Source organism: Arthrobacter sp. zg-Y916 (assembly GCF_020907385.1).
GTDB lineage: Bacteria > Actinomycetota > Actinomycetes > Actinomycetales > Micrococcaceae > Arthrobacter_B > Arthrobacter_B caoxuetaonis.
The window spans coordinates 204,317-228,577 of sequence record NZ_JAJJOD010000004.1 but is presented as its reverse complement, the minus strand read 5'-3'; the positions used below and the strand labels follow the sequence as shown (position 1 = coordinate 228,577).

Annotated in this window: 21 protein-coding genes, 2 tRNA genes and 2 rRNA genes; 21 read left to right on the top strand and 4 right to left on the bottom strand. The window is 63.0% G+C overall.

Annotated elements, in window-relative coordinates:
- From LOC59_RS09500 to LOC59_RS09465, 8 genes are all read left to right on the top strand, one after another.
- Nucleotides 1-126 (top strand): 23S ribosomal RNA (locus LOC59_RS09500); the annotation flags it as partial.
- Between the two features lie 217 nt (nt 127-343).
- Nucleotides 344-460, top strand: a 5S ribosomal RNA gene (gene rrf, locus LOC59_RS09495).
- A 607-nt stretch (nt 461-1,067) separates the two neighbouring features.
- Complete coding sequence (locus tag LOC59_RS09490; protein WP_227916528.1) at nt 1,068-1,841, top strand: fumarylacetoacetate hydrolase family protein; 774 nt, start codon at nt 1,068-1,070, stop codon at nt 1,839-1,841.
- 15 nt (nt 1,842-1,856) lie between these two features.
- A complete protein-coding gene (locus tag LOC59_RS09485) occupies nt 1,857-2,489 on the top strand; it encodes a hypothetical protein (protein ID WP_229971642.1) in 633 nt (210 codons plus the stop codon).
- A 47-nt stretch (nt 2,490-2,536) separates the two neighbouring features.
- Complete coding sequence (gene gltX / locus LOC59_RS09480; RefSeq protein ID WP_227916530.1) at nt 2,537-4,057, top strand: glutamate--tRNA ligase; 1,521 nt, start codon at nt 2,537-2,539, stop codon at nt 4,055-4,057.
- A 7-nt stretch (nt 4,058-4,064) separates the two neighbouring features.
- On the top strand, nt 4,065-4,805 hold the full coding sequence (locus LOC59_RS09475; RefSeq protein WP_229971640.1) for an HAD family hydrolase: 741 nt from the start codon (nt 4,065-4,067) through the stop codon (nt 4,803-4,805).
- A 149-nt stretch (nt 4,806-4,954) separates the two neighbouring features.
- Nucleotides 4,955-5,026 (top strand) — tRNA-Gln (locus tag LOC59_RS09470).
- Nucleotides 5,027-5,115: 89 nt separating this feature from the next.
- Nucleotides 5,116-5,188 (top strand) — tRNA-Glu (locus LOC59_RS09465).
- A gap of 52 nt (nt 5,189-5,240) precedes the next feature.
- On the opposite strand, the gene LOC59_RS09460 is transcribed toward LOC59_RS09465, so the two are convergent.
- Nucleotides 5,241-5,777: a DUF1697 domain-containing protein gene (locus LOC59_RS09460; RefSeq protein WP_229971639.1), complete on the bottom strand. Its 537-nt coding sequence runs from the start codon at nt 5,775-5,777 to the stop codon at nt 5,241-5,243.
- A gap of 82 nt (nt 5,778-5,859) precedes the next feature.
- Here LOC59_RS09460 and LOC59_RS09455 point away from each other — a divergent pair, with 82 nt between their 5' ends.
- Entirely contained in the window at nt 5,860-6,870 is a 1,011-nt protein-coding gene (locus tag LOC59_RS09455; RefSeq protein WP_229971637.1) for a thiamine-phosphate kinase, read from the top strand.
- Nucleotides 6,871-6,900: 30 nt separating this feature from the next.
- On the opposite strand, the gene LOC59_RS09450 is transcribed toward LOC59_RS09455, so the two are convergent.
- On the bottom strand, nt 6,901-7,323 hold the full coding sequence (locus tag LOC59_RS09450; protein ID WP_229971635.1) for a potassium channel family protein: 423 nt from the start codon (nt 7,321-7,323) through the stop codon (nt 6,901-6,903).
- An 80-nt stretch (nt 7,324-7,403) separates the two neighbouring features.
- A complete protein-coding gene (locus LOC59_RS09445) occupies nt 7,404-8,123 on the bottom strand; it encodes an IclR family transcriptional regulator (RefSeq protein ID WP_227895483.1) in 720 nt (239 codons plus the stop codon).
- Between the two features lie 142 nt (nt 8,124-8,265).
- Between LOC59_RS09445 and leuC the strand changes: the two genes are divergently transcribed.
- The 6 genes from leuC (at nt 8,266) to LOC59_RS09415 (ending at nt 14,858) form a co-directional block, all read left to right on the top strand.
- Nucleotides 8,266-9,729: a 3-isopropylmalate dehydratase large subunit gene (leuC, locus tag LOC59_RS09440; protein WP_227916535.1), complete on the top strand. Its 1,464-nt coding sequence runs from the start codon at nt 8,266-8,268 to the stop codon at nt 9,727-9,729.
- Between the two features lie 9 nt (nt 9,730-9,738).
- Nucleotides 9,739-10,338: a 3-isopropylmalate dehydratase small subunit gene (gene leuD, locus LOC59_RS09435; protein WP_227895485.1), complete on the top strand. Its 600-nt coding sequence runs from the start codon at nt 9,739-9,741 to the stop codon at nt 10,336-10,338.
- Nucleotides 10,339-10,597: 259 nt separating this feature from the next.
- The gene (gene murA, locus LOC59_RS09430; RefSeq protein ID WP_227895486.1) at nt 10,598-11,923 is read left to right on the top strand and encodes a UDP-N-acetylglucosamine 1-carboxyvinyltransferase; all 1,326 of its coding nucleotides are present in this window, start codon (nt 10,598-10,600) and stop codon (nt 11,921-11,923) included.
- 12 nt (nt 11,924-11,935) lie between these two features.
- Nucleotides 11,936-12,694 carry a lysophospholipid acyltransferase family protein gene (locus tag LOC59_RS09425; RefSeq protein ID WP_229971633.1) on the top strand — a complete coding sequence of 253 codons (759 nt, stop codon included), beginning with the start codon at nt 11,936-11,938 and terminating at the stop codon, nt 12,692-12,694.
- A complete protein-coding gene (locus LOC59_RS09420; protein ID WP_229971663.1) occupies nt 12,694-13,725 on the top strand; it encodes an NAD(P)H-dependent glycerol-3-phosphate dehydrogenase in 1,032 nt (343 codons plus the stop codon). Before LOC59_RS09425 ends, LOC59_RS09420 begins: the two co-directional genes overlap by 1 nt.
- A complete protein-coding gene (locus tag LOC59_RS09415; protein ID WP_229971631.1) occupies nt 13,722-14,858 on the top strand; it encodes a D-alanine--D-alanine ligase family protein in 1,137 nt (378 codons plus the stop codon). Before LOC59_RS09420 ends, LOC59_RS09415 begins: the two co-directional genes overlap by 4 nt.
- A 5-nt stretch (nt 14,859-14,863) precedes the next feature.
- Here the strand turns inward: LOC59_RS09415 and LOC59_RS09410 are convergent, their stop codons facing one another.
- On the bottom strand, nt 14,864-15,337 hold the full coding sequence (locus LOC59_RS09410) for a DUF3515 domain-containing protein (RefSeq protein WP_227895489.1): 474 nt from the start codon (nt 15,335-15,337) through the stop codon (nt 14,864-14,866).
- 104 nt (nt 15,338-15,441) lie between these two features.
- Here LOC59_RS09410 and LOC59_RS09405 point away from each other — a divergent pair, with 104 nt between their 5' ends.
- The 6 genes from LOC59_RS09405 to LOC59_RS09380 all read left to right on the top strand — a co-directional run bounded on the left by LOC59_RS09405 (nt 15,442) and on the right by LOC59_RS09380 (nt 23,845).
- Nucleotides 15,442-16,455, top strand: coding sequence for an LCP family protein (locus LOC59_RS09405; protein ID WP_229971629.1), 1,014 nt, complete (start codon nt 15,442-15,444; stop codon nt 16,453-16,455).
- A 786-nt stretch (nt 16,456-17,241) separates the two neighbouring features.
- A complete protein-coding gene (locus LOC59_RS09400) occupies nt 17,242-18,447 on the top strand; it encodes a glycosyltransferase family 4 protein (RefSeq protein ID WP_229971627.1) in 1,206 nt (401 codons plus the stop codon).
- Nucleotides 18,444-20,189 (top strand): glycosyltransferase family 4 protein, encoded by a 1,746-nt coding sequence (locus LOC59_RS09395; protein ID WP_229971625.1) that lies wholly within the window; start codon nt 18,444-18,446, stop codon nt 20,187-20,189. Before LOC59_RS09400 ends, LOC59_RS09395 begins: the two co-directional genes overlap by 4 nt.
- Entirely contained in the window at nt 20,186-21,061 is an 876-nt protein-coding gene (locus LOC59_RS09390; protein ID WP_229971623.1) for an ABC transporter permease, read from the top strand. Before LOC59_RS09395 ends, LOC59_RS09390 begins: the two co-directional genes overlap by 4 nt.
- A complete protein-coding gene (locus LOC59_RS09385; protein WP_229971621.1) occupies nt 21,048-21,938 on the top strand; it encodes an ABC transporter ATP-binding protein in 891 nt (296 codons plus the stop codon). The genes LOC59_RS09390 and LOC59_RS09385 overlap by 14 nt, the downstream gene beginning before the upstream one ends.
- 281 nt (nt 21,939-22,219) lie before the next feature.
- The gene (locus LOC59_RS09380; RefSeq protein WP_331460433.1) at nt 22,220-23,845 is read left to right on the top strand and encodes a glycosyltransferase family protein; all 1,626 of its coding nucleotides are present in this window, start codon (nt 22,220-22,222) and stop codon (nt 23,843-23,845) included.
- The last annotated feature ends 416 nt before the right edge of the window (nt 23,846-24,261 follow it).

The following is a 24,261-nucleotide window of genomic DNA, read 5'->3' as shown; positions in this document are numbered from 1 at the left end:
GATTTCCATACACCTTGTGTGTGAGAGGCCCCCAGCCAGACCACTGGGTTGATAGGCCGGATGTGGAAGCGGGGACTAAAGACCCGTGAAGCTGACCGGTACTAATAGGCCGATAACTTACACCACACCAACACCTGGGGAAACACGACTTCAAACGGTTTCCCAACGTACAGGGTGTTGTGATCATGCTGCTTGCGTCCACTATGTGGTTCCCAGCCAACAACCCGCCAGGGTTGTTCTGGTTGCAGGAACTAATTGAATACACGGTTATCGTGTAATCCACTGATTTACCCGCCATACCACCGGACTCGGTCCGGGTGGGTGTGTGCCGGGTTGGTAGGGTTACGGCGGTCATTGCGCGGGGGAAACGCCCGGTCCCATTCCGAACCCGGAAGCTAAGACCCGCAGCGCCGATGGTACTGCACCTGGGAGGGTGTGGGAGAGTAGGTCACCGCCGGACAACCATTAGAACCCCCTGGGGTTCCGGGCTTCGGGCCCCGCACTGTGTGCGGGGCCCGACCTGTTTAACCCGCCGCTCTGGTGACAGGGTTCTTCGGCCGCCGGCACCGGAAGGGCCAGGTACGGCGGGTGCGCAAAATCACGGCACGTCCGTTCGGGGCCAGGCCAAGGCCACCCTGCCGGCCCTGCTTCCCCGGGAAGAGGCACCGCAGACCGGCCAGAACGCTGCACTTTGGGTGCCGAAACGCTGCGTTCGGGGATTTCGCTGCCCCCTGCGACATGGCTTCGCTGCGTTTCGGGAAAAACAGGTCGTCCGGGGAAAACCGGGCACGGCGCCGCGCAGCAAATTCCCACAGCAAACGAATCACCCCAAAACGCAGCAAACCGCACGGGCGCACGGGTGCGGCTTATGGCGTTCACCACAGGCCGAGTTCTCAGCCGCCGAGAGATTCCAGAGTGGGAGAATAGTCCGCGGTGAACGCGCAGGGCCGTCCCGCCGTCGTCGTTGTCTTCCTGATCGTGGCTGTTGTCCTGCCTGCCGCGCTGGGTAGTTCGCGGCACCCTGACGTTCTGCATGCGCACACAGAATCTCGACTAGGCTTGAACCCATGCGTATTGCTCGGTTTATCCAGGACAGTGACCCTGCCTTCGGCGTCGTCGACGGCGATGAAGGCCATGAAGAAATTGCCGTTATCAAGGGGGACCCGTTTTTCTCCGGCGTGCAGCTCACGGGGGAGCGGCACAAGCTCGAGGACGTACGCCTCCTCGCACCGATCATTCCCCGCAGCAAAGTCGTGGGCATCGGCAAGAACTACGCGGACCATGCGGCTGAAATGGGCGGTGAAGTCCCGGCAGCACCGTTGATGTTCTTCAAGCCGAACACCTCCGTGATCGGGCCGAACGATCCGATCGTCCTGCCCTCCTTCTCCGATGAAATCTCCTACGAGGCCGAGCTGGCCGTGGTGATCGGACGCATCTGCAAGGATGTTCCGCTTGAGCGGGTGGACGAAGTGGTCTTCGGATACACCTGCGCGAACGACCTCACTGCGCGCGACGCCCAGCGCACCGACGGTCAGTGGGCCCGCGCCAAGGGCTTCGACACCTCCTGCCCCGTCGGTCCCTGGATTGAGACGGAGCTGGACACGGATAACCTGGCTGTGCGGTCTTACCTCGACGGCGAACTCGTGCAGGACGGCAACACTTCCGAGATGGTGTGGGGCGTCAGGGAACTGGTGTCGTACGTGTCCCAGGCTTTCACCCTGCTTCCCGGTGACATCATCCTCACCGGCACTCCGGCCGGCGTCGGCCTGATCACGGACGGGCAGCGGATCGAAGTCCAGGTCGAGGGGATCGGCACGCTGGCCAATATCGCCCGCGGCTAACACGCACATCACGGCATGACAGAGGACTCCACGTACGACGGCGCGCGGCAGCCAGCGGGCTTTCCGGCTGCCGCTGCCGTGAGCGTGTGGTCTGCGGCGCTGCTTATCGCGCCCTTCCATGGGGAAGCCGGCGTGAGCGGTGAAGGCACCCCCTGGTTGTGGGGGATAGGCAGTGCCTTGCTGCTGTGCGTCTTCCCCGTGGTCCTGGTGGCCGTGCTCCAGCGACGGAACGATTTGAGCCGCTGGGCAGCAGCTGCACCAACGGGGCCGGTGGTGCTCGGCGCCGTCGCCTTGTGCTTTATTCTGCTGCGGCTGATTCTGTGGCTTGACGGACCCCTGGCGGTTGCCGCCGCCGTCTTTGCCTTTATAGCCTCGGCGGCGGCTGGCCTGCTGCTCCAGCGGGCCGCCGCCCTGGATAACGGACTGCTGGTTTTTTGCGGCGGTGCCGGTGCGGCCGCCATGCTGTTCTCCGGCCTTCCCCCAGTCGGTCCACTGGCGTGGATCGGATGGCTGGCCTTGGCAGCAGCCGCAGCTGCCGGAATGTTCTGGCCGGACCGGAAGTTCTCCAAGAGGAAACTGGCTGCCGCTGCGATTGGTGCCGTACTGGGCGCGGGCATACCTTGGGCGCTTCTGGCAGCCGTGGCGTGAACGCCGCCGCGGTTCCCTGGGTGGACGGCGGCTAGACTTGAAGGATCATGACTACTGAGCCTTCTTCCTTCGCTGATCTCCCCACCGTCGACGACAACACTCCGGTGCGGGTCCGTTTCTGCCCGTCCCCGACCGGCACGCCCCACGTGGGCCTGATCCGCACCGCCCTGTTCAACTGGGCCTACGCCAAGCACACCGGCGGCAAGATGATCTTCCGCATCGAAGACACCGACTCTGCACGGGACAGTGAAGAGAGCTTCCTGCAGCTTCTGGACGCACTCGACTGGCTGGGCATCACCTGGGACGAAGGCGTAAACGTTGGCGGTCCGCACGAACCGTACCGCCAGTCCCAGCGCGGAGAGATCTACCAGGACGTCATCGCCAAGCTCAAGGACGCGGGGCACCTTTACGAGTCCTACTCGACCCCGGAAGAAATCGAGGCCCGGCACCGCGCCGCCGGCCGTGACATCAAGCTCGGCTATGACAACTTTGACCGGAGCCTGACCGAAGAGCAGATCGCCGCCTTCAAGGCCGAGGGCCGCGAGCCCGTGCTCCGGGTGCGGATGCCGGATGAAGACATCACCTTCAACGACCTGGTCCGCGGCGAGATCACGTTCAAGGCCGGCACCGTCCCGGACTTCGTCGTCGTCCGTGCCAACGGTGCTCCCCTGTACACCTTGGTGAATCCGGTGGACGACGCCCTGATGGGGATCACCCATGTTCTCCGCGGCGAAGACCTGCTCTCCTCCACACCTCGGCAGATTGCCCTGTACCGGGCGCTGATCGACGTCGGAGTTGCGCAGTACATGCCGCTCTTCGGGCACCTGCCGTACGTCATGGGCGGCGGCAACAAGAAGCTCTCCAAGCGTGACCCGGAGTCCAGCCTCTTCCTGCACCGTGAACGCGGATTCATCCCCGAAGGCCTGCTCAACTACCTGTCCCTGCTGGGCTGGTCGCTCTCCGCCGATGAGGACATCTTCACGGTCGAGGAACTGGTGCAGAACTTCGACATTCACGATGTGCTCTCCAACCCGGCACGCTTCGACCTGAAGAAAGCCGAAGCAATCAACGGCACCCACGTGCGCCGGCTGGACGCCGCTGACTTCCGCGGCCGGCTGGTGCCCTACCTTCAGCACGCCGGATTGGTGGGGGAGCAGCTCACTGAGCGCCAGGAGGAGATCCTCACTGAAGCTGCGCCCCTGGTGCAGGAACGCATCACGCTGCTGGGTGAAGCTCCGGACATGCTTGGCTTCCTTTTCAAGGCGGACGACGCCATTGACGTGGCGGACGACGCGCGGAAGGGCCTTCCGGCCAACCTCACCGAGGTGCTCGATGCCACGCTCGCGGCGCTCGAGCCCGTGCAGGAGTGGACGGCCGAGAACATCCAGGCAGCCCTTCGCTCAGCACTGGTGGACGAGATGGGCATCAAGCCCCGGCTGGCATTCGGTCCCGTCCGTACGGCCGTCTCCGGCCGCCGGATCTCCCCGCCGCTGTTCGAGTCCATGGTGATCCTGGGCAAGGACTCGTCACTGGCACGGATCCGCGCGTTCCGCGCTGCCGAGGCCTGAGCCGTCCATGAGTGAAGTGCGGAGCAGCAGGCCCATGGGGGTGCTCTTTGATATCGACGAGACCCTCGTGGACCTCCGCACGGCCATGGGCAACACGCTGCGTGAAATCAGCGCCGCGGACCTGGCACACTTCACCGAGGAGGACTGGGCGGCCTACCAGCACCTCTACGCAGCCGATCCGCAGGGCTACTACGACAAGTACCTGACGGGGGAGCTGAGCTTCACCCGCCAGCGCCTGCTGCGCGTGGCACACGCGCAGCAGGCGTACGGCCTCCCGGTGTTCGACGACGACGCAGAGGCTGCCTGGAACGATGCCTATGACCGCGAACTGCCCAGGCATTTCAAGGCATATGACGACGTCGTTCCGGTCCTGGACGAACTGGACGCCCGCGGCATCCCCTACGGGGCCGTGAGCAACAACGTGCACGACTACCAGCGGGCCAAGCTCGACGCCGCCGGCCTGGAGCGGATTCGGATCCTGGTGGGCATTGATGCAGTCGATGCTGCGAAGCCGGATCCGGCGATCTTCCTTGAGGGCGTACGGTTGCTGGGCACTGATCCGGCCCGCACCCTGTACGTCGGCGACAACCCCGAGGTCGATGCCCGCGGGGCCTGCAATGCGGGGCTGCAGGGCATCTGGCTGGACCGCACCGGGATTGGGGAAGGTGCCGCGGCAACCAAGACGCTGGCCAGAATCGGGTCGTTGAATGAACTGGTCGAAGGGTTCCTGCCGCCGGTACTGGCGTGATCCTGACCTGTACAGCGTGCGTTCCTTGCCTCCGGGCCGAGTAAGCGGAGCCGTTTTGTACTCCGCCCCGAACCCGTGTATAGTAATAACTCGTGCTGAGGGGTTGCAGCCGGATGTTCAAGCTTCGGAAGCAGCCCGGATCAACACATTGGGATATGGTGTAATTGGCAACACATCGGTTTCTGGTACCGACATTCTAGGTTCGAGTCCTGGTATCCCAGCGCTAATCAAAGAAGGTTCTCGCCGGATTTGAGAAAGAATCAATGAGTATGGAATACTTATTGAGCTCACTTAGCAAGTGAAGCAAAATGGCCCCATCGTATAGCGGCCTAGTACGTCGCCCTCTCACGGCGATAACGCGGGTTCGAATCCCGCTGGGGTCACTAGGCAACAGCCCTGGACAGAAATGTCCGGGGCTGTTTTCTTTAACTCCGTTTATCCAGCATCCACTATTTTGTGCAGTGTCCGTAAATTGCGGGTCGTCGTCGCAGATTTATAGCGCGGTTTTCCAGTTGCCTTCGAAAGCGTGGAATCCAGCGTCAACCCTTTCCGGGCTGTCCACGCCACTGCCTCGGCCCCGAGCCGAACCTGTTCCTGTCCGGCAGCAGCTCCGAGTCCAACCAGTTCGTCCAGCACCCCCGGATCCGAGGAGAACGTGACGTAGGCGTGGACGGCGGGATCGTCTGCGGCATAGGGAACCGCATCGGCAAGCTCGGCTACGCGGGTCATGGGCAGCACAATCACCCACGCCTCATAGCCGAACTCCGTACGCAGCGCCTGCTCGACGCTGGCCTTGAGCACGACGGGTTCCAGGTCAGAAGTCACGACGGCGTTGCCGCTGGCCAGCAGTGTTCGCACCGCCTGGAGCCCCAGACCTTGGAGGACTGCACGCAGGTCAGCCATCTTGACCGTTATTCCTCCGACGTTCACGCCCCGCAGGAGGATGGCGAACCGTGTTACTGATCCCTTCATAGGGCGAGGGTACTCCGGTGCAGGGAAGCCATGAAGCATAATGAAAGCTCGGCAAGCGTGAGGCAAAGGACAACGGATTTTCGTGGCATACCACCCCCAGCACGTAGCGGAACTCAGTGAAGGGGAACTGCTGGCAAGGATCTTCCCGCGGCTGGGAGCCGGAAAGGCCCTCCTGGGCCCCGGAGACGACGCTGCGATGCTGGCAGCTCCCGATGGGCGGACGGTCATCTCCATAGACACTCTGGTCCAGGATCAGGACTTCCGGCTGCAGTGGCCCGGCGGGTACCGCACAACCGGCTTCGACGTCGGCTGGAAGTGTGCGGCGCAGAACCTTTCGGACATTAATGCCATGGGCGCCGTGGCGACGTCGCTGGTCGTTAGCCTGACGCTGCCGGGGGACACCCGCATTACCTGGGTAGAAGGCCTGGCAGACGGCCTCTCCGCGGCGCTGCGTGCACTGGGTGCCGAACAATGCACCGTGGCCGGCGGCGACCTTGGCCGCGGTCAGTCTCTGGTGGTTACGGCTGCGGTCACGGGCGACTTGCAGGGCCGGGCACCCGTTCTGCGCTCGGGAGCCCGGCCAGGGGACACCCTGGCGGTCTGCGGGGCGCTGGGCCATGCAGCTGCCGGGCTGGCGTTGCTGGACAGCGGCGCGGACTACGCGGCCATGGGCGGCTGGGAGCGGTCACTCGCGGCCTCGCAGTCCCGTCCGTGCCCGCCCTTGGCTGCCGGACCCGCAGCTGCCGGCGCAGGAGCCCGCGCCATGATGGACATTTCTGATGGATTAGTGCGGGATGCCGGCCGGCTGTGCGCTGCATCCGGTGTCCGCATAGACCTCGATCCTGAGGTGCTGCGCAGGGAAGCGGCTCTGCTGGCAGGTGCTGCAGAGAATCTCGGTGCCGATCCGCTGCAGTGGGTCCTGGCTGGGGGAGAAGACCACGGATTGCTTGCGTCATTCGCGGCCGGACAGGAACTGCCCCGGGGTTTCCGCAAGATAGGAAGCGTGCTGTCAGGCGGGGAACCCGGAGCCGGGAACGTCACAGTGGGCTGTAGGGAGCCGCAGGCAGCCGGATGGGATCACTTCGCCGGTTAGGCAGGAACCGCGGCAAATGGACCGAGGAGCTCAGCCCAGGATGTGCCGTTGCCGCACCCTGACCGCAAGATCCTCCAGCTCCTTCCTGGAAAGGTCCGGCAGGTGCTCCAGCTCGCCGATAAACTCGCGCAGGCTGTCCTTGGTGCGGGCACGGAGCAGCTCGTTGTAGAAGCCCACAATCACGCCCGTGGCCAGGGCGACCACCAAGATGCCGTAGAGGGCAACGAATACCGTGATGAGCCGACCGATGAAAGTGACGGCGACGTAGTCTCCGAACCCAATCGTCGTGAAGGACGAGAACAGGTACCACAGGGAATCGCCGAGGCCCGGAATCCCGCGTTCGAACCGGGGCAGAAGCAGGGCAGCGGACGCATAGACAATAAGGAATCCGAAGAGGACGACGTCGGCTCCAGTGAGGCGGATTATGTGCCAGAGCACCCTCATGCGTTTCATGGCCGCTCCTTGGACTCTTCCGGAGGCTCTCCGGACCGCTGGGTCTTCAGGATAGGCCGGGCACGGCCGGCAGGGCAGGGTCAGTCGGCAGCCTGGCGCAGGGTTTCGGTGAGCTGCTGCGCCGCCCGCGTCACGACTTCGGCGTGGATCCGGCCCGGTTGGCGGGTGAGGCGTTCAATCGGCCCGGAGATGGAGACGGCGGCGATGACCCTCCCGGACGGCCCCCGAACGGGAGCGGAGACAGAAGCTACTCCCGGTTCGCGTTCGCCCAGGCTCTGCGCCCAGCCGCGGCGCCGGACACCGGCCAGCACCGTGGGGGTGAAACGGGCATTCTGCAGGCCTTCGAGCAGCCTGTCGTGGTCTTCCCAGGCCAGCAGCACCTGGGCTGCGGACCCTGCCTTCATGGACAGCTGCGTTCCGACCGGGATGGTGTCGCGGAGGCCGATGGGCCGTTCGGCGGAGGCCACGCACACCCGCCATTCACCCTGTCGGCGGAACACCTGCGAGCTTTCACCGGTGGCATCGCGCAGGGCCAGCAGCACGGGTCCGGCTGAGGCGATGAGCCGGTCTTCGCCGGCTGCAGATGCCAGCTCCACGAGGCGGCTCCCGAGCACAAAGCGTCCCTGGATGTCCCGCCCGACCAGGCGGTGGTGAACCAGTGCCAGCGCCAGCCGGTGGACCGTGGGCCTGGCCAGCCCGGTGGCAGCTACAAGCTGGGCGAGGGTTGTCGGTCCCGCTTCCAGTGCGTCGAGCACCATTGCAGCCTTATCAATAACGCCCACGCCGCTTGAGTTGTCCATAGAATGATACTGCCGTCTCATTATCTGAGATGCAAGCTGAAAAACTGGCGCCGGCCGCTGCAATGCTGGTTGTCTTAAATCCATCAGTAATCCGCGGTTCGGCTGCACAGGCCGGAACCACATCGGGCGAGGAGCGCAGGTCATGGGAGAGCACGCAGCGAGCAGGACGCTCGCCGAGAAGGTGTGGGACGAGCACGTTGTCTCCAAAGGCCAGGACGGTGCTCCGGACCTTCTTTACATCGATCTCCACCTCGTCCACGAAGTGACCTCTCCCCAGGCATTCGAGGGGCTGCGTCTTGCCGGTCGGAAGCTGCGGCGGCCGGACCTGACCATCGCCACGGAAGACCACAACACTCCCACGCTGGAGATCGACAAGCCGATCGCCGATCCGGTCAGCCGGACGCAGATCGAAACCCTTCGCGCCAACTGCGCCGAGTTTGGTGTCCGCCTGCACCCGCTGGGCGACGCAGAGCAGGGAATCGTCCACGTCGTCGGTCCGCAGCTGGGACTGACACAGCCGGGTCTCACAGTGGTGTGCGGAGACTCGCATACGTCCACCCATGGAGCTTTCGGAGCGCTGGCGATGGGTATTGGCACCTCCGAAGTGGAGCACGTCATGGCCACCCAGACCCTGTCGCTCAAGCCATTCAAGACCATGGCCATCAACGTTGAGGGCACCCTGCGGCCCGGTGTGACGTCCAAGGACATCATCCTCGCCGTGATCGCGAAGATCGGCACCGGCGGGGGCCAGGGCTACGTCCTGGAATACCGTGGATCAGCCATCAGGTCCTTGTCCATGGAAGCGCGGATGACCATCTGCAACATGTCGATCGAGGCCGGAGCCCGTGCCGGCATGGTGGCACCGGACGAGACCACGTTCGCTTACCTCAAGGACAAGCCGCACGCGCCGCAGGGCGCGGACTGGGACGCCGCCGTCGAGCACTGGAAATCACTGGTTACGGACGAGGACGCCACGTTCGATGCCGAGGTTTACCTGAACGCCGATGAACTGGAGCCCTTCGTGACCTGGGGGACTAACCCGGGCCAGGGTGTCTCACTCTCCGAGAGCGTGCCTTCTCCTGAGGACTTCGGCGATGAGAACGCCAAGGCAGCCGCCGAACGCGCCCTGGAATACATGGACCTGCAGGCAGGCACACCCATGAAGGACATCCGGGTCGACACCGTCTTCCTGGGCTCCTGTACCAACAGCCGCATCGAGGACCTGAGGATCGCGGCAGACATTATCCGCGGACGGCAGAAAGACCCGAACGTGCGGATGATGGTGGTCCCCGGCTCCGCACGCGTTCGGCTGGAAGCGGAAGCCGAGGGTCTGGACCGGGTGTTCAAGGACTTTGGTGCGGAATGGCGTTTCGCCGGCTGCTCCATGTGCCTGGGCATGAATCCCGACCAGCTGGAACCGGGGGAGCGGTGCGCCTCAACCTCCAACCGCAACTTCGAGGGCCGGCAGGGCAAGGGCGGACGCACGCACCTGGTCTCGCCGGTCGTGGCGGCCGCGACGGCGGTGCGCGGCACCCTCAGCTCACCATCGGACCTCGATCCGCTGCCCGGTGCGGCCGCGGGCACCGCCGCTGCTGCGGCAGCCTAGGAGAAGAACATGGAAAAGATCACCACTCACACCGGGATCGGCGTTCCGCTGCGGCAAAGCAACGTGGACACGGACCAGATCATCCCGGCTGTCTACCTCAAGCGCATCACCCGAACCGGGTTTGAAGATGCACTGTTTGCCGGCTGGCGGAAGAATCCCGAGTTCATCCTGAACCAGGAGCCCTACAACGCCGGATCCGTCCTGGTCGCGGGCCCTGATTTCGGTACGGGATCTTCGCGCGAGCACGCAGTCTGGGCCCTGAAGGACTACGGTTTCCGGGCCGTGCTCTCCTCGCGTTTTGCCGATATCTTCCGCGGCAATTCAGGCAAGCAGGGCCTTGTTGCAGCTCAGGTCGCCCAGGACGACATTGAGCTCATCTGGAAGGTGCTCGAAAACTCTCCGGGCACCGAAGTGTCCGTTGACCTCGAAGCCCGGACGGTGATTTGCGGCACGGTCACGGCACCGTTCCAGATCGACGATTACACGCGCTGGCGCCTCCTTGAGGGCCTCGACGACATTGGCCTGACCCTGCGGCACGAAGCAGACATCACGGCCTTCGAAGCGAGGCGTCCAGCTTTCAAACCGACCACGCTTCCGGCCCGGTCCTAGCGGCCCCTGAGCTGACGTTCCGGACTCGGAGGCGCCCCCGGGGGCGGTTTTTGCATACGCAGGTCCCGGCATAGAATTGATAGGCCCTCCCGTCCGGAGGGCCTATCCGCTTTTGGCCCTAAAACCCGCTGCAAACAAGCCACGAACCCGCGCCCCGGCGTGAGTGGCGATATTTCGGTATCAGCGTGCTTGCTCCTATGCTGGGGGAGGCAGTCTCTAGTGGCCTTGGGGGCAAAACAGACGAAAGAAACAGGTGTTCATGGGCAGCGTTCTAACCATCCGTGGTGGTGTACCTCTCACAGGAAAAGTACCGGTCCGCGGGGCCAAGAACCTAGTCCCCAAAGCCATGGTGGCGGCCCTGCTGGGCAACACCCCTTCACTGCTGCGCAATGTTCCGGAAATCAAGGACGTCGACGTCGTCACGTCCCTTCTCCGGCTGCACGGTGTAGAGGTTTCCAAGGACCCGGTAACAGGGGACCTGCTGATGGATCCGCAGAACGCCAAGACGGCCGCTTCCCGGGACATTGACGCCCACGCCGGTGATTCACGCATCCCGATCCTGCTGTGCGGGCCGCTGATGCACAGCATCGGAGAAGCGTTTATTCCTGACCTGGGCGGCTGCAAAATAGGCGACCGGCCGATCGATTACCACCTGCAGATGCTCCGCAATTTCGGTGCGCTGGTGGAGAAGCGTCCCGGCGGCATTTCCATCTCCGCGCCGAAGGGCCTGAAGGGAGCCAAGCTTGAGCTGCCCTACCCCTCCGTTGGAGCGACCGAGCAGGTGCTGCTGACCGCGGTCCGCGCCGAAGGCATCACCGAACTGAGCGGCGCCGCCGTCGAGCCGGAAATCCTGGACCTGATTGCCGTGCTGCAGAAGATGGGCGCAATCATCACAGTCCAGACGGACCGCGTCATCCGCATCGAAGGCGTCCCGGAACTTACCGGGTACAACCACCGCGCGCTGCCGGACCGGAACGAGGCCGCCTCCTGGGCCTCGGCAGCCCTGGTCACCAAGGGCGATATCTACGTTGAGGGTGCCAACCAGCAGGACCTGACGGCTTTCCTGAACATCTACCGCAAGATCGGCGGCGCGTTCGACGTCGACGACGGCGGCATCCGTTTCTACCACCCGGGCGGCAGCCTGAACCCGCTGGTCCTGGAAACTGACGTCCATCCCGGCTTCATGACGGACTGGCAGCAGCCGGTCGTCGTCGCCCTCAGCCAGGCAGAAGGCGTGTCGATCGTGCACGAGACGGTCTATGAGAACCGTTTCGGCTTCACGGACGCGCTGATCCGCATGGGAGCGAATATCCAGGTGCACCGCGAATGCCTGGGCAGCATTCCCTGCCGGTTCGGGCAGCGCAACTTCCTGCACTCGGCTGTCATCTCCGGACCCGTGCAGCTCAAGGGTGCGGAGATCGACATTCCTGACCTCCGCGGCGGCTTCAGCCACCTCATTGCCGCCCTGGCCGCCGAAGGCACCTCCCGTGTCACCGGCGTTGAACTGATCAACCGCGGCTACGAGCACTTCCTGGACAAGCTTGAAGGTCTTGGAGCGGACTTCGACGTTACTGACGGGAAGTAGGGCTCCGGAGCCATGAGTGAATCTGCCAAGTCACGCATCACGTTCACCCTCCTGGCGGCCCTTGTCCGACCGGTCCTGAACCTGATGATGGCGCGGCGCTGGGAGGGGATCGAGAACCTTCCCAAAGGGCAGGGTTTTATTGCCTGTCCGAACCATGTGACCGAGATCGATCCGCTCGTGGTGGGGCACTTTTTCTACAGCCAGGGCTATTTGCCGCGATACCTGGCGAAGGCGTCACTCTTCAAGGCACCAGTGCTGGGGCCAGCACTGCGTGCCACCAAACAGGTCCCGGTTCAGCGCGGCGGCTCCGGGGCAGCAGCTTCCCTGGACAGCGCCCAGGCAGTGATCGACGCCGGCGGAGCACTCATCGTGTATCCGGAGGGAACACTGACGCGGGATCCGGATCTGTGGCCGATGAAGGGCCGCACGGGAGCTGCCCGGCTGGCGCTCCAGACCGGTGCCCCGGTGATACCCCTGGCCCACTGGGGGGCGCAGGACCTGCTTCCGCGCTACGGCAAGATGCTGCACCTGTTTCCGCGCAAGCGGGTCCGGCTCCTCGTAGGAGAACCGGTGGATCTGTCCGATCTGCGTTCCTTGCCGCTGACGAAGGCAGTGCTGGAGGAAGCGACCGCACGGATCATGGCAGAGATGACCGCACTGGTGGCCACGCTGCGCGGTGAAGAACCACCTAAGGAACGCTGGGATCCCTCAAGCAAAGGCCAGAAGCCGGTAGGCAGAGGCTATGAGCAGGACACGGAGAAGAAGAAGTGATACGCCCGCCGCAGACAGTCGCTGTCCTCGGAGCCGGAAGCTGGGGGACGACTTTCGCCAAGATCGCTGCCGATTCCGGCGCCTCCCGGGGAGCGCAGGTCCGCGTGTGGGCCCGCCGGCCGGAAGCCGCCGAAGAGATCAACGCCACCCGCCGCAACTCACGCTACCTCGGGGACATCCAGCTGCCCGCGAACCTGCAGGCCACCTGTGACGTAGTAGAGGCCCTTAACGGGGCGCAGCTGGTAGTCCTTGCTGTACCGGCGCAGACGCTTCGGGCCCAGCTGCGCGAGTTCAAGTCCCTCGTCCCCAAGGACGCGATCATCCTTTCCCTTATGAAGGGCCTGGAAGTAGGGACGGACGCGCGGATGAGCCAGGTGATCGCCGAGGAGCTCGAGTGGCCGCAGGACCGCATCGCTGTCCTCTCCGGCCCGAACCTGGCGATGGAAATCGCCCGTGAAGAACCGACAGCGTCCGTCGTCGCCTGCTCCAGCATCGAAACCGCCGGCTGGATCGCCTCAGCGTGCACCACGCCCTACTTCCGGCCCTATACGAATACTGACGTGATCGGCACGGAGATCGGTGGCATCGTCAAGAACGTCATTGCCCTGGCCGTCGGGATCTGCGAGGGAAAGCAGATGGGGGATAACACCAAGGCCTCCGTCATGACCCGCGGGCTGGCCGAGACCACACGGCTGGCGGTTGCACTGGGCGGCAAATCGGAGACCCTCTTTGGACTCTCCGGCATGGGCGACCTCATTGCCACCTGTTCCTCGTCATTGTCCCGCAACCACACCGCCGGCCGGCTGCTGGCGCAGGGCCTGACCCTCGACGAGGTCACCGGGAAAATGCAGCAGACCGCCGAAGGCATCAAATCAGCCCAGGCCGTGCTGGACCGCGCCATCCAGCTTGGCGTCTACATGCCCATCACCGAAAACGTCGTTGCAGTGCTGCAGGGCGTCATTTCCGTGGACGAACTCGGCCCGCGCCTGCTGGCCCGCGAACTCAAAGCCGAAGGTGTGCACGCCCCATGACGATCGATCCCGCTTCCTCCCAGCCCAGGAAACCGCGTGTCGTTGTCCTGTTCGGCGGCCGTTCCAGTGAGCATTCAGTCAGCTGTGTGACTGCTGCCGGCGTGCTGGAGGCCATCGATCATTCAAAGTACGACGTCGTCCCGGTCGGCATCGCGCGCAACGGCCAGTGGAGCCTGGCCTCCGTTGATCCGGAGCAGTGGTCGCTGAGGAGCGGCTCGCTGCCGGAGGTAGAGTCCGGGCCGGAGACCGTTGTGCTCTCCGGAGAAGGAGGCTCGCGTGAGCTCGTAGCCCACGCCCCGGACAGCCTGCCCAAGTCCATGGGACGTGTTGACGTGGTCCTGCCGCTGCTGCACGGCCCGTTCGGGGAAGACGGCACGCTGCAGGGAATGCTCGAGATGGCGGACATCCGCTATGTGGGGGCAGGTGTCCTGGCGTCCGCCGTCGGGATGGACAAGCACTACATGAAGGTGGTCTTCGCGGCCGCAGGGCTCGCCGTCGGTCCGTATGAGGTCATCACCGACCGGCAGTGGAACCGCAGCCCCGAGGAATGCCTGTCCCGTGTTTCCGGGCTGGCGTTCCCGGTGTTCGTGAAGCCCGCACGAGCAGGTTCCTCCATGGGCATCACCCGGGTCACCGAAGTCTCCGGGCTCCGGCCGGCAATTGAGGCAGCCCGGGAACACGATCCCAAGGTCATTGTCGAGGCGGGCATTTCCGGACGCGAGATTGAAGTGGCCGTCCTTCAGGGACGCGGCAACGAGGACCCGCGGACCAGCCAGCCCGGCGAAATCGCAGTGCGCGACGGCGGGCATGACTGGTACGACTTCGAGGCCAAGTACGTGGACGGCGCCGCTGCCGAGCTCAGCTGCCCCGCGGACCTGCCCGACGACGTGACCACCCGGGTTCGGGAACTGGCAGCTGTGGCCTTTGACGCCGTCGGCGCAGAGGGGCTCTCCCGGGTGGACTTTTTCTACACCGTTGACGGCGAACTGGTTATCAACGAGATCAACACCATGCCGGGCTTTACGCCGATCAGCATGTACCCCCAGATGTGGGCCAAATCCGGGCTGCCGTACACGGAGCTCATTGACGAGCTGATTACGCTGGCGCTGGAGCGCCGCACGGGCCTTCGCTAGAAGTCCTAGCCCGGCAGCTGGACGTCCTTGGTGCTGAGGCATTCACGGGTCTGTTCGATCCGGGATACAGCGTTCTCCAGCTCCACCAGCACGGTTGATGAGGCGACCTGTTCGGTGTCGAAGAGCACTTCAACCGCAGGCTCGCGCCCGTAGGTTGTTGCGGTCCACAGGCTGCCTTCTTCCCGCAGCACCCAATCGACTCCGTTGACCGTGGCACAGGTGTCTGTCGTTGGTCCTGGAACCGGCACACCGCAGCGCAGGATGATCTGGGACGGATTGCCCCATGCCGAGGTGGCCTGTGCGGTGGTCTCGCGCTGCTGCGCGCCCGCGAGGTCTTCCGGCAGTGCGACCATGACTTCCGCGCAGTCGGGGTTGGCTGCGTCGGGAGCAGCCTCCACATCGGCAACGGGGGTACAGCCTGTCAGGAGAGCTGCGAGGGCCAGGGTGCCGGCGGAAACGGCTGCCGGAAAGAACTTCATGGTCCAAGGGTATCCGGCGCGCCGCGCCAGTCTGGAATCGGGCAAGCGGGTGCGGGCGGTAAACTCAGACAGCATCCGCACCGCAAGGACCCCTAAGGATTACCGTGACCGATTTTTTCCCCGACCGTTCCACGGAAACGGAACCGGAGCGTGCACGGCACCCTGTCCGTGCCACACTGCTGGTTTTCCTCTCGCTGGTGCTCGTAGTGGCTCTTGCGGCAGGCGGCTATCTCTGGAACCTGGCCCGTACGTTTGACTCCGGCTCCCAAACCATCGCCAACGCGCTGCCTGCGACGGCCCCGGAGAAGGGTGATGCGGCAGGAGATTCCCGCAACATCCTCCTCATTGGCAGCGATACGCGCGATCCGGGGGCCGATGCGCGGTCGGACACGATGATGCTGGTGCATATTCCGGGTGATCGCTCAGGTGTTTACGTGACGTCCATCATGCGCGACACCTGGACGGACATACCGGGGCATGGAGAGGCCAAAATCAACGCAGCCATGGCTTTGGGCGGCGTGGCACTGACGGTGGAGACCGTGCAAAACCTGTTTGACGTACCGATCGATCACGTTGCCGTGATCGATTTCGAGGGATTCAAGGGCCTCACCACGGCTCTCGGCGGGATCCAGGTTGAGAACGCCGTCGGCTTCCAGTCTTCAGGAGCCGACGGCGAATACTTCGCGGCCGGTCCCATCACGCTGCAGGGTGATTCGGCACTGAAGTTTGTCCGTGAAAGGTACGCCTTCGCGGACGGCGACTATCAGCGGGTGAAGAACCAGCAGGCATTCGTCCGCGGACTGATGACACGCGTTATTTCGGCTGAAACGCTGTCCAACCCGATCAAAATCAACAACGTTGTGGGGGAGATTTCCCCTTTCCTCAGCGTCGACGAGAATCTGGATGCCGCGTCGGCAGGCGGGCTGGCCGTGGAACTGCGTTCCGTGCGCAGCAGCGACATTCAGATGTTCACCCTGCCCAACCTCGGCGTAGGAACCTCTGCCGACGGCCAGTCGATCGTCGTCAAGGACGACGCCGCCATCGCCGGGATCTCCGAGGCCCTGAAAGCCGATAGACTTGCCGCTTATGTCCAAGGCCTGAACGGGGAGAACCAATAGTATGTCCGGCACATTCGGCCAGCGGCTGCGATACGGCCTGCTTGCAGGGTTCCTCTTGGCAACAGTGTCCGCGGCACCCGTGTTTGCCTTGGAGACAGTGAACGAGGAACAGGTGGTCCCGACCACGCCGGCTCCTGAACCAAGTGCTGAGCCGGTCCCAGTGCTTCCCCCCGCTGACCAGATGCCGACTGAGGCACCCATGCCGGATCCTGCTCCAGCTCCGGATCCTCTCCCAGGCTCCTCGCCCGACCCCACTCAGGCAACCATCCAGCTCAACCCGTTTGCCGGCTATGCCGTTCACCCCGGCACGGGGTATTTGATCGAGCCGGGGACAAACAACCTGGTGGATGGCACTACCGGACTTTACACGGACCTTAGGTGGGACCCCGTGACGGACACTGTGAGTAACGTTTTTGACGTGGAGCAGGGGAGTGACGCGCCAAGCCCGTCTCCCACTGAGTCTTCTGATGAGGCAGCTTCGCCGACCGCGACGGCGCCTTCGGCAACAAAATCCCCTGTGCCATCCCCGTCCCCGAGTGCGTCGGAATCCGTTACGACCGCGGACCGCGCAAGTTCCGAGTCGGACACTCAGTGGAGTACGCACTGGCTAACCCGGACGCTTGTCTTTTTGCTGCTCTCAGCGGCAGGCGTTCTCTATTACGTCAGGCTTCAAAAGGGCACTCCCGGTATCGGCAAAACCAAGTAGGCCTAAACGTTAGGTAGACTTACCTCTGTTTGATAAGGGGGCGGCGTCCGGCACGTCTTCGGATTCTGGAGGGACTCGACATGCGTGCACAGTTGCTGACGCATTCATATTCACCGGAGAACAGCCCTCCGCAACGCCGCTGGACACAGCTCATCCGCACCTTTCGGGAACTTGGATGGGACCTTGAAGTTGTTGCTCCTGTTGCCCATTCGTCCGGGCGGAGGACCCTTCCACGCGAGGAAGCAGGTCGCGCGTTTCGCACGGATAAAGGACGTCACGGGGAGACCATTCGCCGGGCCCCGTACCTGTACCACCGGACCACCCGCCTCGGGCGATTCGTGGACCAGTGCTTTTCAGCCGGCTGCAGTGTGATCGCCGCCCTGATGGGCCCCAAACCCGACGTCGTGATTGCCACCGTACCTTCGCTCCCAATTCTGGGCGCGGGATTTGCTGTTGCCAAGCTGCGCGGAGTCCCCTTTGTGGCGGATATGCGTGACGCATGGCCGGACATCGCCCGGGACGCCCGGCTGGTTCATGGCGGTGCCAAAGGCCTTGCCGAACGAGCGATCGTTGCCATTCAGGCGCGCGCAGACCTCGTGGTCACCGTGACATACGGTTTTGCGGAGACTCTTCGGGAACGGGGGCTGCAGAATGTTGCGACAATCAGCAATGGCATAGATACCGCCAGCCGGGAACTATTGCCGCCACCATCTCCGGAAGCGGAACGCCTCGAAGTCCTTTACCTCGGTAACCACGGGGAAAGCCAGCGGCTGGAAACAGTCATCCGGGCAGCTGCGGCGGCCCGGGACGTTGTCCGGCTCACAATGGTGGGCCACGGCGTCCAGCGGCGCAGCCTGATAGCGCTGGCAGAGGCACTTGACGCTCCGGTTGAGTTCCGTGAGCCTGTGCAAGGTGTCGACGCCGTAATGGACTGTTACCGGCGTGCGGACACCTGCGTCATCTCGCTTCGGGATGACTGGAAGTCCTTCGAAACGACCATTCCGTCCAAGACATACGAGGTGCTGGCGGTGGGCAGGCACGTTACCGGAATTGTCCTGGGCGAGGCCCGTGAAATCATCGAAGAATCCAGGGCCGGGGACGTTGTCCGATCTGACCCCGCGCTCATTGCCGCCTTGTGGAAGGAACTGGCACAGGATCGCACCAGGCTGCTGACCGGTTCCCTTGGCCGCGACTGGGTGGAAGCGAATGCGAACGTAGACAGTTTGGGTCGAGCTTACGCCGAGCTACTGACGTCCGTCGTGGCAAAATGCCGGACCGCCCAATGAGCGCAGTGAGTCTGCGGAACTTCCGGCTGGCTGCTTCCACTGCCCTTGAGCATGCCGGAGTTGATCCCACCGTCTTGGCGCTTCAGGCCGCCCGAAGGCTGCCTGCATCAGTAGTGGACCCGGTTGTGCGCGTCTCTGCGAAGCTGCCGGGATTGGTGCTGCCGGCTATGGCAGCAGTCATCCGGGGCGACCACGCGGAGTCTCAGGCGCGGTTGCAGGCTGCCGCCGGCGCCGGGCCCCGTGCACGCACCGCAGTCCGTTTGGCAGATGTGGCGACGGCCGCCGGGTATCCCGAATTGTCCGGTACCCTCCTAAAGTCCGTTCCCGCTGGAACCAGAGGCCGGGCTGCCGCTGATGCCCGCCTCCTCTGGTACCAGGGAGAAATGAGCCGTGCCGTTGACACCCTGGCTGAAGGCAAGGGGGCCGAACACAGAATGCGTCTTCGCCTAGCCAGTGAGCTGGAGGTTTTTAGTGGCTGGCAGCCCGTGCTTGAACCCGTTCCGGATTACCGGCCGCGGAGCAGCACGGTGCTGCACCTGCTGACCAACTCCCTGCCTCACACCGGGAGCGGCTATGCCCAACGTTCGCATTCCCTGCTTAATGCCCAGGCTGAGCAGGGATGGGACGTTCATGCTGTCACGCGGCTGGGCTACCCGGTGCAGGTTGGTGCGTTAACCGCCCGTGTGCGGGACGTAATCGATGCGGTCACATACCACCGGCTGCTGTCCGCCGCACTCCCACGAGGTATGGCTGCCCGGCTGCAGCTCCAGACGGAGCAGCTTCTGGCACTGGCCGTGCGCCTGCGCCCGGCAGTCCTGCACACGACCACACACTTCGTAAACGGAATCGTAGTTCGGGCAGTTGCCCAGGCACTGGGAATTCCCTGGGTCTACGAGGTCCGCGGCCAGCTGGCAGACACTTGGGCCTCAACCCGCGGCCCGCTGGCAAGGAACTCGGAACGGTACCGCCTCTTTACCGCGTGTGAAGCTTCCCTTATGCGTTCCGCGCCGGCGGTTGCCACACTTGGGGAAAACATGCTCCAGGGCATTCTGGCAACCGGCGTCCTGAGGGAGAAAACAGTACTGCTGCCCAACGCCGTCGGTGAGGACTTCTTGAAACCACCCGTCGCTCCGCAGGATGCACGTCGATCACTGGACCTTCCGGTGCCGGGCGTGACCTTGGGAACCGTTAGCAGTTTGGTTGCTTATGAAGGCATTGATGATTTGATTCGTGCGTTCGCGCTGCTGGCTCGCGGTTACCCCGAACTTTCTTGCCTCATAGTCGGTGATGGCGCCGCGGGACCGGGCCTTAAAACGTTGGCAGCGGATCTCGGTGTGGGGGACCGGGTAATTTTCACCGGCAAGGTGCCTCGGCATCGTGCCCATTTGTATCATCAGGCGATCGACATCTTCGTCGTGCCTCGAAAGGATCTTGACGTGACACGTGCGGTAACGCCGCTCAAACCGGTGGAAGCCATGGCCAGCGGCACGCCCGTGGTTGCGAGTTCGCTGCCGGCGCTGGGCGAGCTGGTCCGGGACGGCGAAGACGGTGTGCTTGCACGTCCGGGTGACCCGGTCCATCTGGCGAAACGACTTGAAATGCTGATTGGGGACGCCAGCCTTCGTGAGGAGATGGGCGCCCGTGGGCGGACGAAAGTGCTCTCGGAACGCACCTGGACGGCTGTGGCACAAACGTCTGTGGCACTATACGGCTCCCTGCTAACCGAAGGACGAACCGCATGACGGTCGTACCCCAAGGCAAGCAAGTACAGGCGCTTTCGGTGGACTTCCGGCAACTGCAGCGGGTGGGAGCACGTCCCGGGTTTGTTGACTACCTGGTGAAGGTCTGGGAATACCGCCACTTCATTGCGTACGATGCGCGGGCTCGGGTCAGCAGTGGAAACCGAAGGGACCGGCTGGGCAGCATATGGCTGATCCTGAACCCGGTGCTGAATGGATTGACCTACTATCTGATATTTGGCCTGCTTCTCCAGACCGGTGCGGGCATCGAGAATTTTGTCGGTTACTTGGTGATCGGAATCTTTCTGTTCCAGTTCAGTGCCCGATCCATTACCAACGGAGCGCGCTGCATCCAACAGAACCGTGCGGTTATACAGGCCTTCAGTTTCCCGCGCGCCACACTGCCGATAGCGGTCAACATGCGTGAACTCTTCGCCAACGTCCCGGTGCTGATCGTCATGGTCCTTATTGTGATAGCGCTGCCGCCAACCGAAGAAGTGACCTGGCGCTGGCTGCTGATCCTGCCCGCGCTGGCCCTTCAATGGATCTTCAACCTGGGCGTCGGGCTCCTACTGGCAAGAGTCATTTCCAAGGTCAACGACGTGGTTCACCTGCTCAACTTTGCTCTGCGGGCGCTGATGTACGCCAGCGCCGTTTTCTACAGCTACGAACGCTTTATCGAGCATCCGGTCCTGCTTCAGGTTGTCCAACTGAACCCCCTTTTCAATGTCCTTGACATAGTGCGGGACTGCCTGCTGTATGCGCAGGTTCCTTCCTGGCAGTCTTGGGCCATCCTGGCTTCCTGGGCCTTCGGCGCGCTTGCGATCGGAGCCGTTTATTTCTGGCGGGCGGAGGAATCCTATGGGCGCGACTAATGAGCTGGACTTCCTGGTTGATGACCCGTGTGTAGTCATCGATGAGGTGAGTATGCGCTACCGGGTGGCCTCTAGCGAGACCCCAACCCGACGCGTAGGCCTGCTCGGCCTCGTCAACAGGGTGGCAGGACAGTCCAACATGGTGACGGTCAATGCGCTGAACGCCATGTCACTCGTTGCCATGCGGGGGGAGTCCATCGGTATTGTGGGCCGCAACGGCTCCGGAAAGAGCACCTTGATGAAACTCATCGGAGGGCAGGTCACTCCGGACCGAGGAGGGGTTTATGCTTCCAGCACCCCGATCATGCTGGGTGTGAATGCTGCGCTTGTTCCGGAGCTGCCCGGAGATCACAACGTGGTGCTGGGTTGCCTGGCGATGGGACTGACGCACGAAGAAATCGCTGAGAAGTTCGAATCGATCGTGGAGCTCTCGGGTTTGGAGAAAGCCATTCACCTTCCCATGCGCTCCTACTCCTCGGGAATGTCCTCCCGCCTGAGATTCGCCATTGCAGCGAGTATCGATCCGGAAATCCTCCTGATCGATGAGGCCCTGAACACCGGTGATGCCCAGTTTGCTGACCGCAGCCGGAAACGAATGGATGAACTGCGCGGCAATGCTGGCTGTGTGTTCCTGGTAAGCCACAGCCTCGATACCATCCTCGAAATGTGCTCACGGGTGGTTTGGATGGATAAGGGCGACCTGTTGATGGACGGCGAGCCGCACTCGGTGGTGAAGGCTTACAAGGACTTCACCAGGCAGCTATCCCAAGGCAATAACATCTCCGCGGCCAAGCTACGTAACGAGGCGATGGAATCCCTGGTACAGACGCAGATCATCGAACGTTCCACCGGGCGCCGAAGTGCGAGGGGAAAGTAATGTCGGTCATAAGGGAGCTCAAAACCGGGCTCTGGCACCTTCGGTCCGGAGGACCTGCCCAGCTGCGCGAATGGCAGATACGCCGTCGGGCAGAACTGGGGTTTGCAGACCCGACCAATACCCGGGGAATTGAAGCCGGGTGGATTGGACGAGGCGCCGGACGTCGGCTCTCTTTCCCAGCAGCGGCGCCGGTCAGCCGTCCGCCGCGGCGGAACGACCTTACAGTGGCGGTCATCCTGGATGAGTTTTCAGCGCAGGCCTTCTCTTGCGAGTGGAATACGGTGGCACTGGATCCTGCGGATTGGCAGAATCAGCTGCAGGATTCCAAGGTCGACATGGTCTTCGTTGAGTCGGCGTGGGCGGGGAACAACCGCCTCTGGCGCGGGAAGATTGGCGGCCCCGAAGGGCCCGCGAAACCGCTGCTCGAGCTGGTGTCCTGGTGTCGCGCCAACGGCATACCGACTGTCTTTTGGAACAAGGAAGACCCGCCTCATTACGAGGACTTCCTGCCGGCGGCGAGACTGTTTGACTTTGTTTTCACGTCCGACGAGCGCCGGGTTGAGCACTACCAGCGGGACCTTGGTCATTCGAACGTCGCGGTTCTGCCATTCGCGGCCCAGCCTGCAATCCACAACCCTGTTAGGCCCAGGTACGGCCGGCACGCACGGGATATCGCCTTCGCCGGAATGTTCTTTGAACACAAATATCCCGAACGCCGGGCACAAATGGACCTGCTGCTGGGAGGCGCGTTGGACGCTTCCCGCTCGCTGCCCCTCGGGCTGGAGATCTTTTCCCGCAAGCTCGGTGCCGGCGAGAACTACCAGTTTCCGCGGCCCCTGGACTCGCGCGTAGTCGGGTCGCTGAGCTACGCTCAGATGCTCTCTGCATATAAGGCCTACAAGGTTTTTCTCAATGTGAACTCCGTGGTCGATTCGCCCAGCATGTGTGCCCGGCGCATCTTCGAGATTAGTGCGGCAGGAACGCCCGTAGTAAGCACGCCCAGCGCCGCCGTCACCGCGTTCTTCTCCACTGCGGAGGTGCCCGTGGCCCATGACCGCGCTGAAGCCTCACTCCTGGTCAAGTCTTTGGTTCGCAACCCGGAACTGAACGACCGCACCGTCCATCTGGCCCAGCGGAGAATCTGGGCCGAGCACACTTACGCACATCGGGCGGAGACGGTGCTCGCCGCTGCGGCACCGCATCACAGCCGTCCGCTGCGAAGGCCAACGGTTTCTGCGTTGGTCCCAACCATCCGTCCGCACCAGTTAGAGAGCGTCTTCCGAACCCTTGCTTCCCAAACTGGCGTGGATGTGGAGCTGGTGCTCCTCACACATGGTTTTGAGCTTGACGCGGCGGTGCTGAAGGACCTGAAAGCCGAATCGGGCCTAGACCGAATCCAGCTGTTGACTGCGGGCCGGGACGTGTCCCTGGGAGAGTGCCTGAACAGATGCATCCAGGCAGCAGACGGGGACGTGGTGGCCAAGGTAGACGATGACGACCACTATGGACCGCAGTACCTCAGCGACCAGCTCTTTGCCCTGGACTATTCCGGCGCCGACGTGGTGGGCAAGCAGGCACATTACGTGCATCTGGCCGGATCCGGCGCAACGGTGCTTCGCAACGGCCCGCGCGAGCACCGGTTCACGGACTTTGTGATGGGTCCAACCATCACGACGCAGCGCAGCATTGCCCTGGCAAATCCCTTTCCTGAGGTCGGGATCGGTGAAGACACCGGCTTCCTCAGGAATGCGGCAGCGGGCGGGCTGAGGATCTATTCGGCGGACCGGTTTAACTACTACCAAATCCGGTCACCCGCCGGGCACACCTGGCAAATTGCTGACGCCGAACTACTGGCCGGTGGAGATCTAAAATTTTTCGGGAGCCCGAGCGCTCACACAGATATTTAGCATGGGACTGACCTTACCTGCTTGCAGTCCTGATCCTCCTGATAACGTGTCGCGCTAGCCATTGACGTCATATATAAAATCTCTGTCGGCATAGCAGGTATAGGAAGGGAGCTGTCTAGTGTTCGCCGGCGCATTGCCAAACCTCGTGAAGTTAAAATCCCAGCAATTATGCTACGAACAATGTTTTTGTCGAAGTTGTTGAGCTACGACGCTTCCCTTCCTGTGCTACAATTTACACAAATTGTGGGTGCCGAGTCAGGATGACTTCAGTAAGACGGGCCAGCCTGCAGCTCCATGATGCGGGACAACACCATGTATGCAACGGTCACTGCAAGGCTGCAGAGCTGACGATCACTGCTTTGAGCGAGTTGCTGGGCATGGGAAGAGTGAATCAAGGAATTCGCCTAGCTAATCTC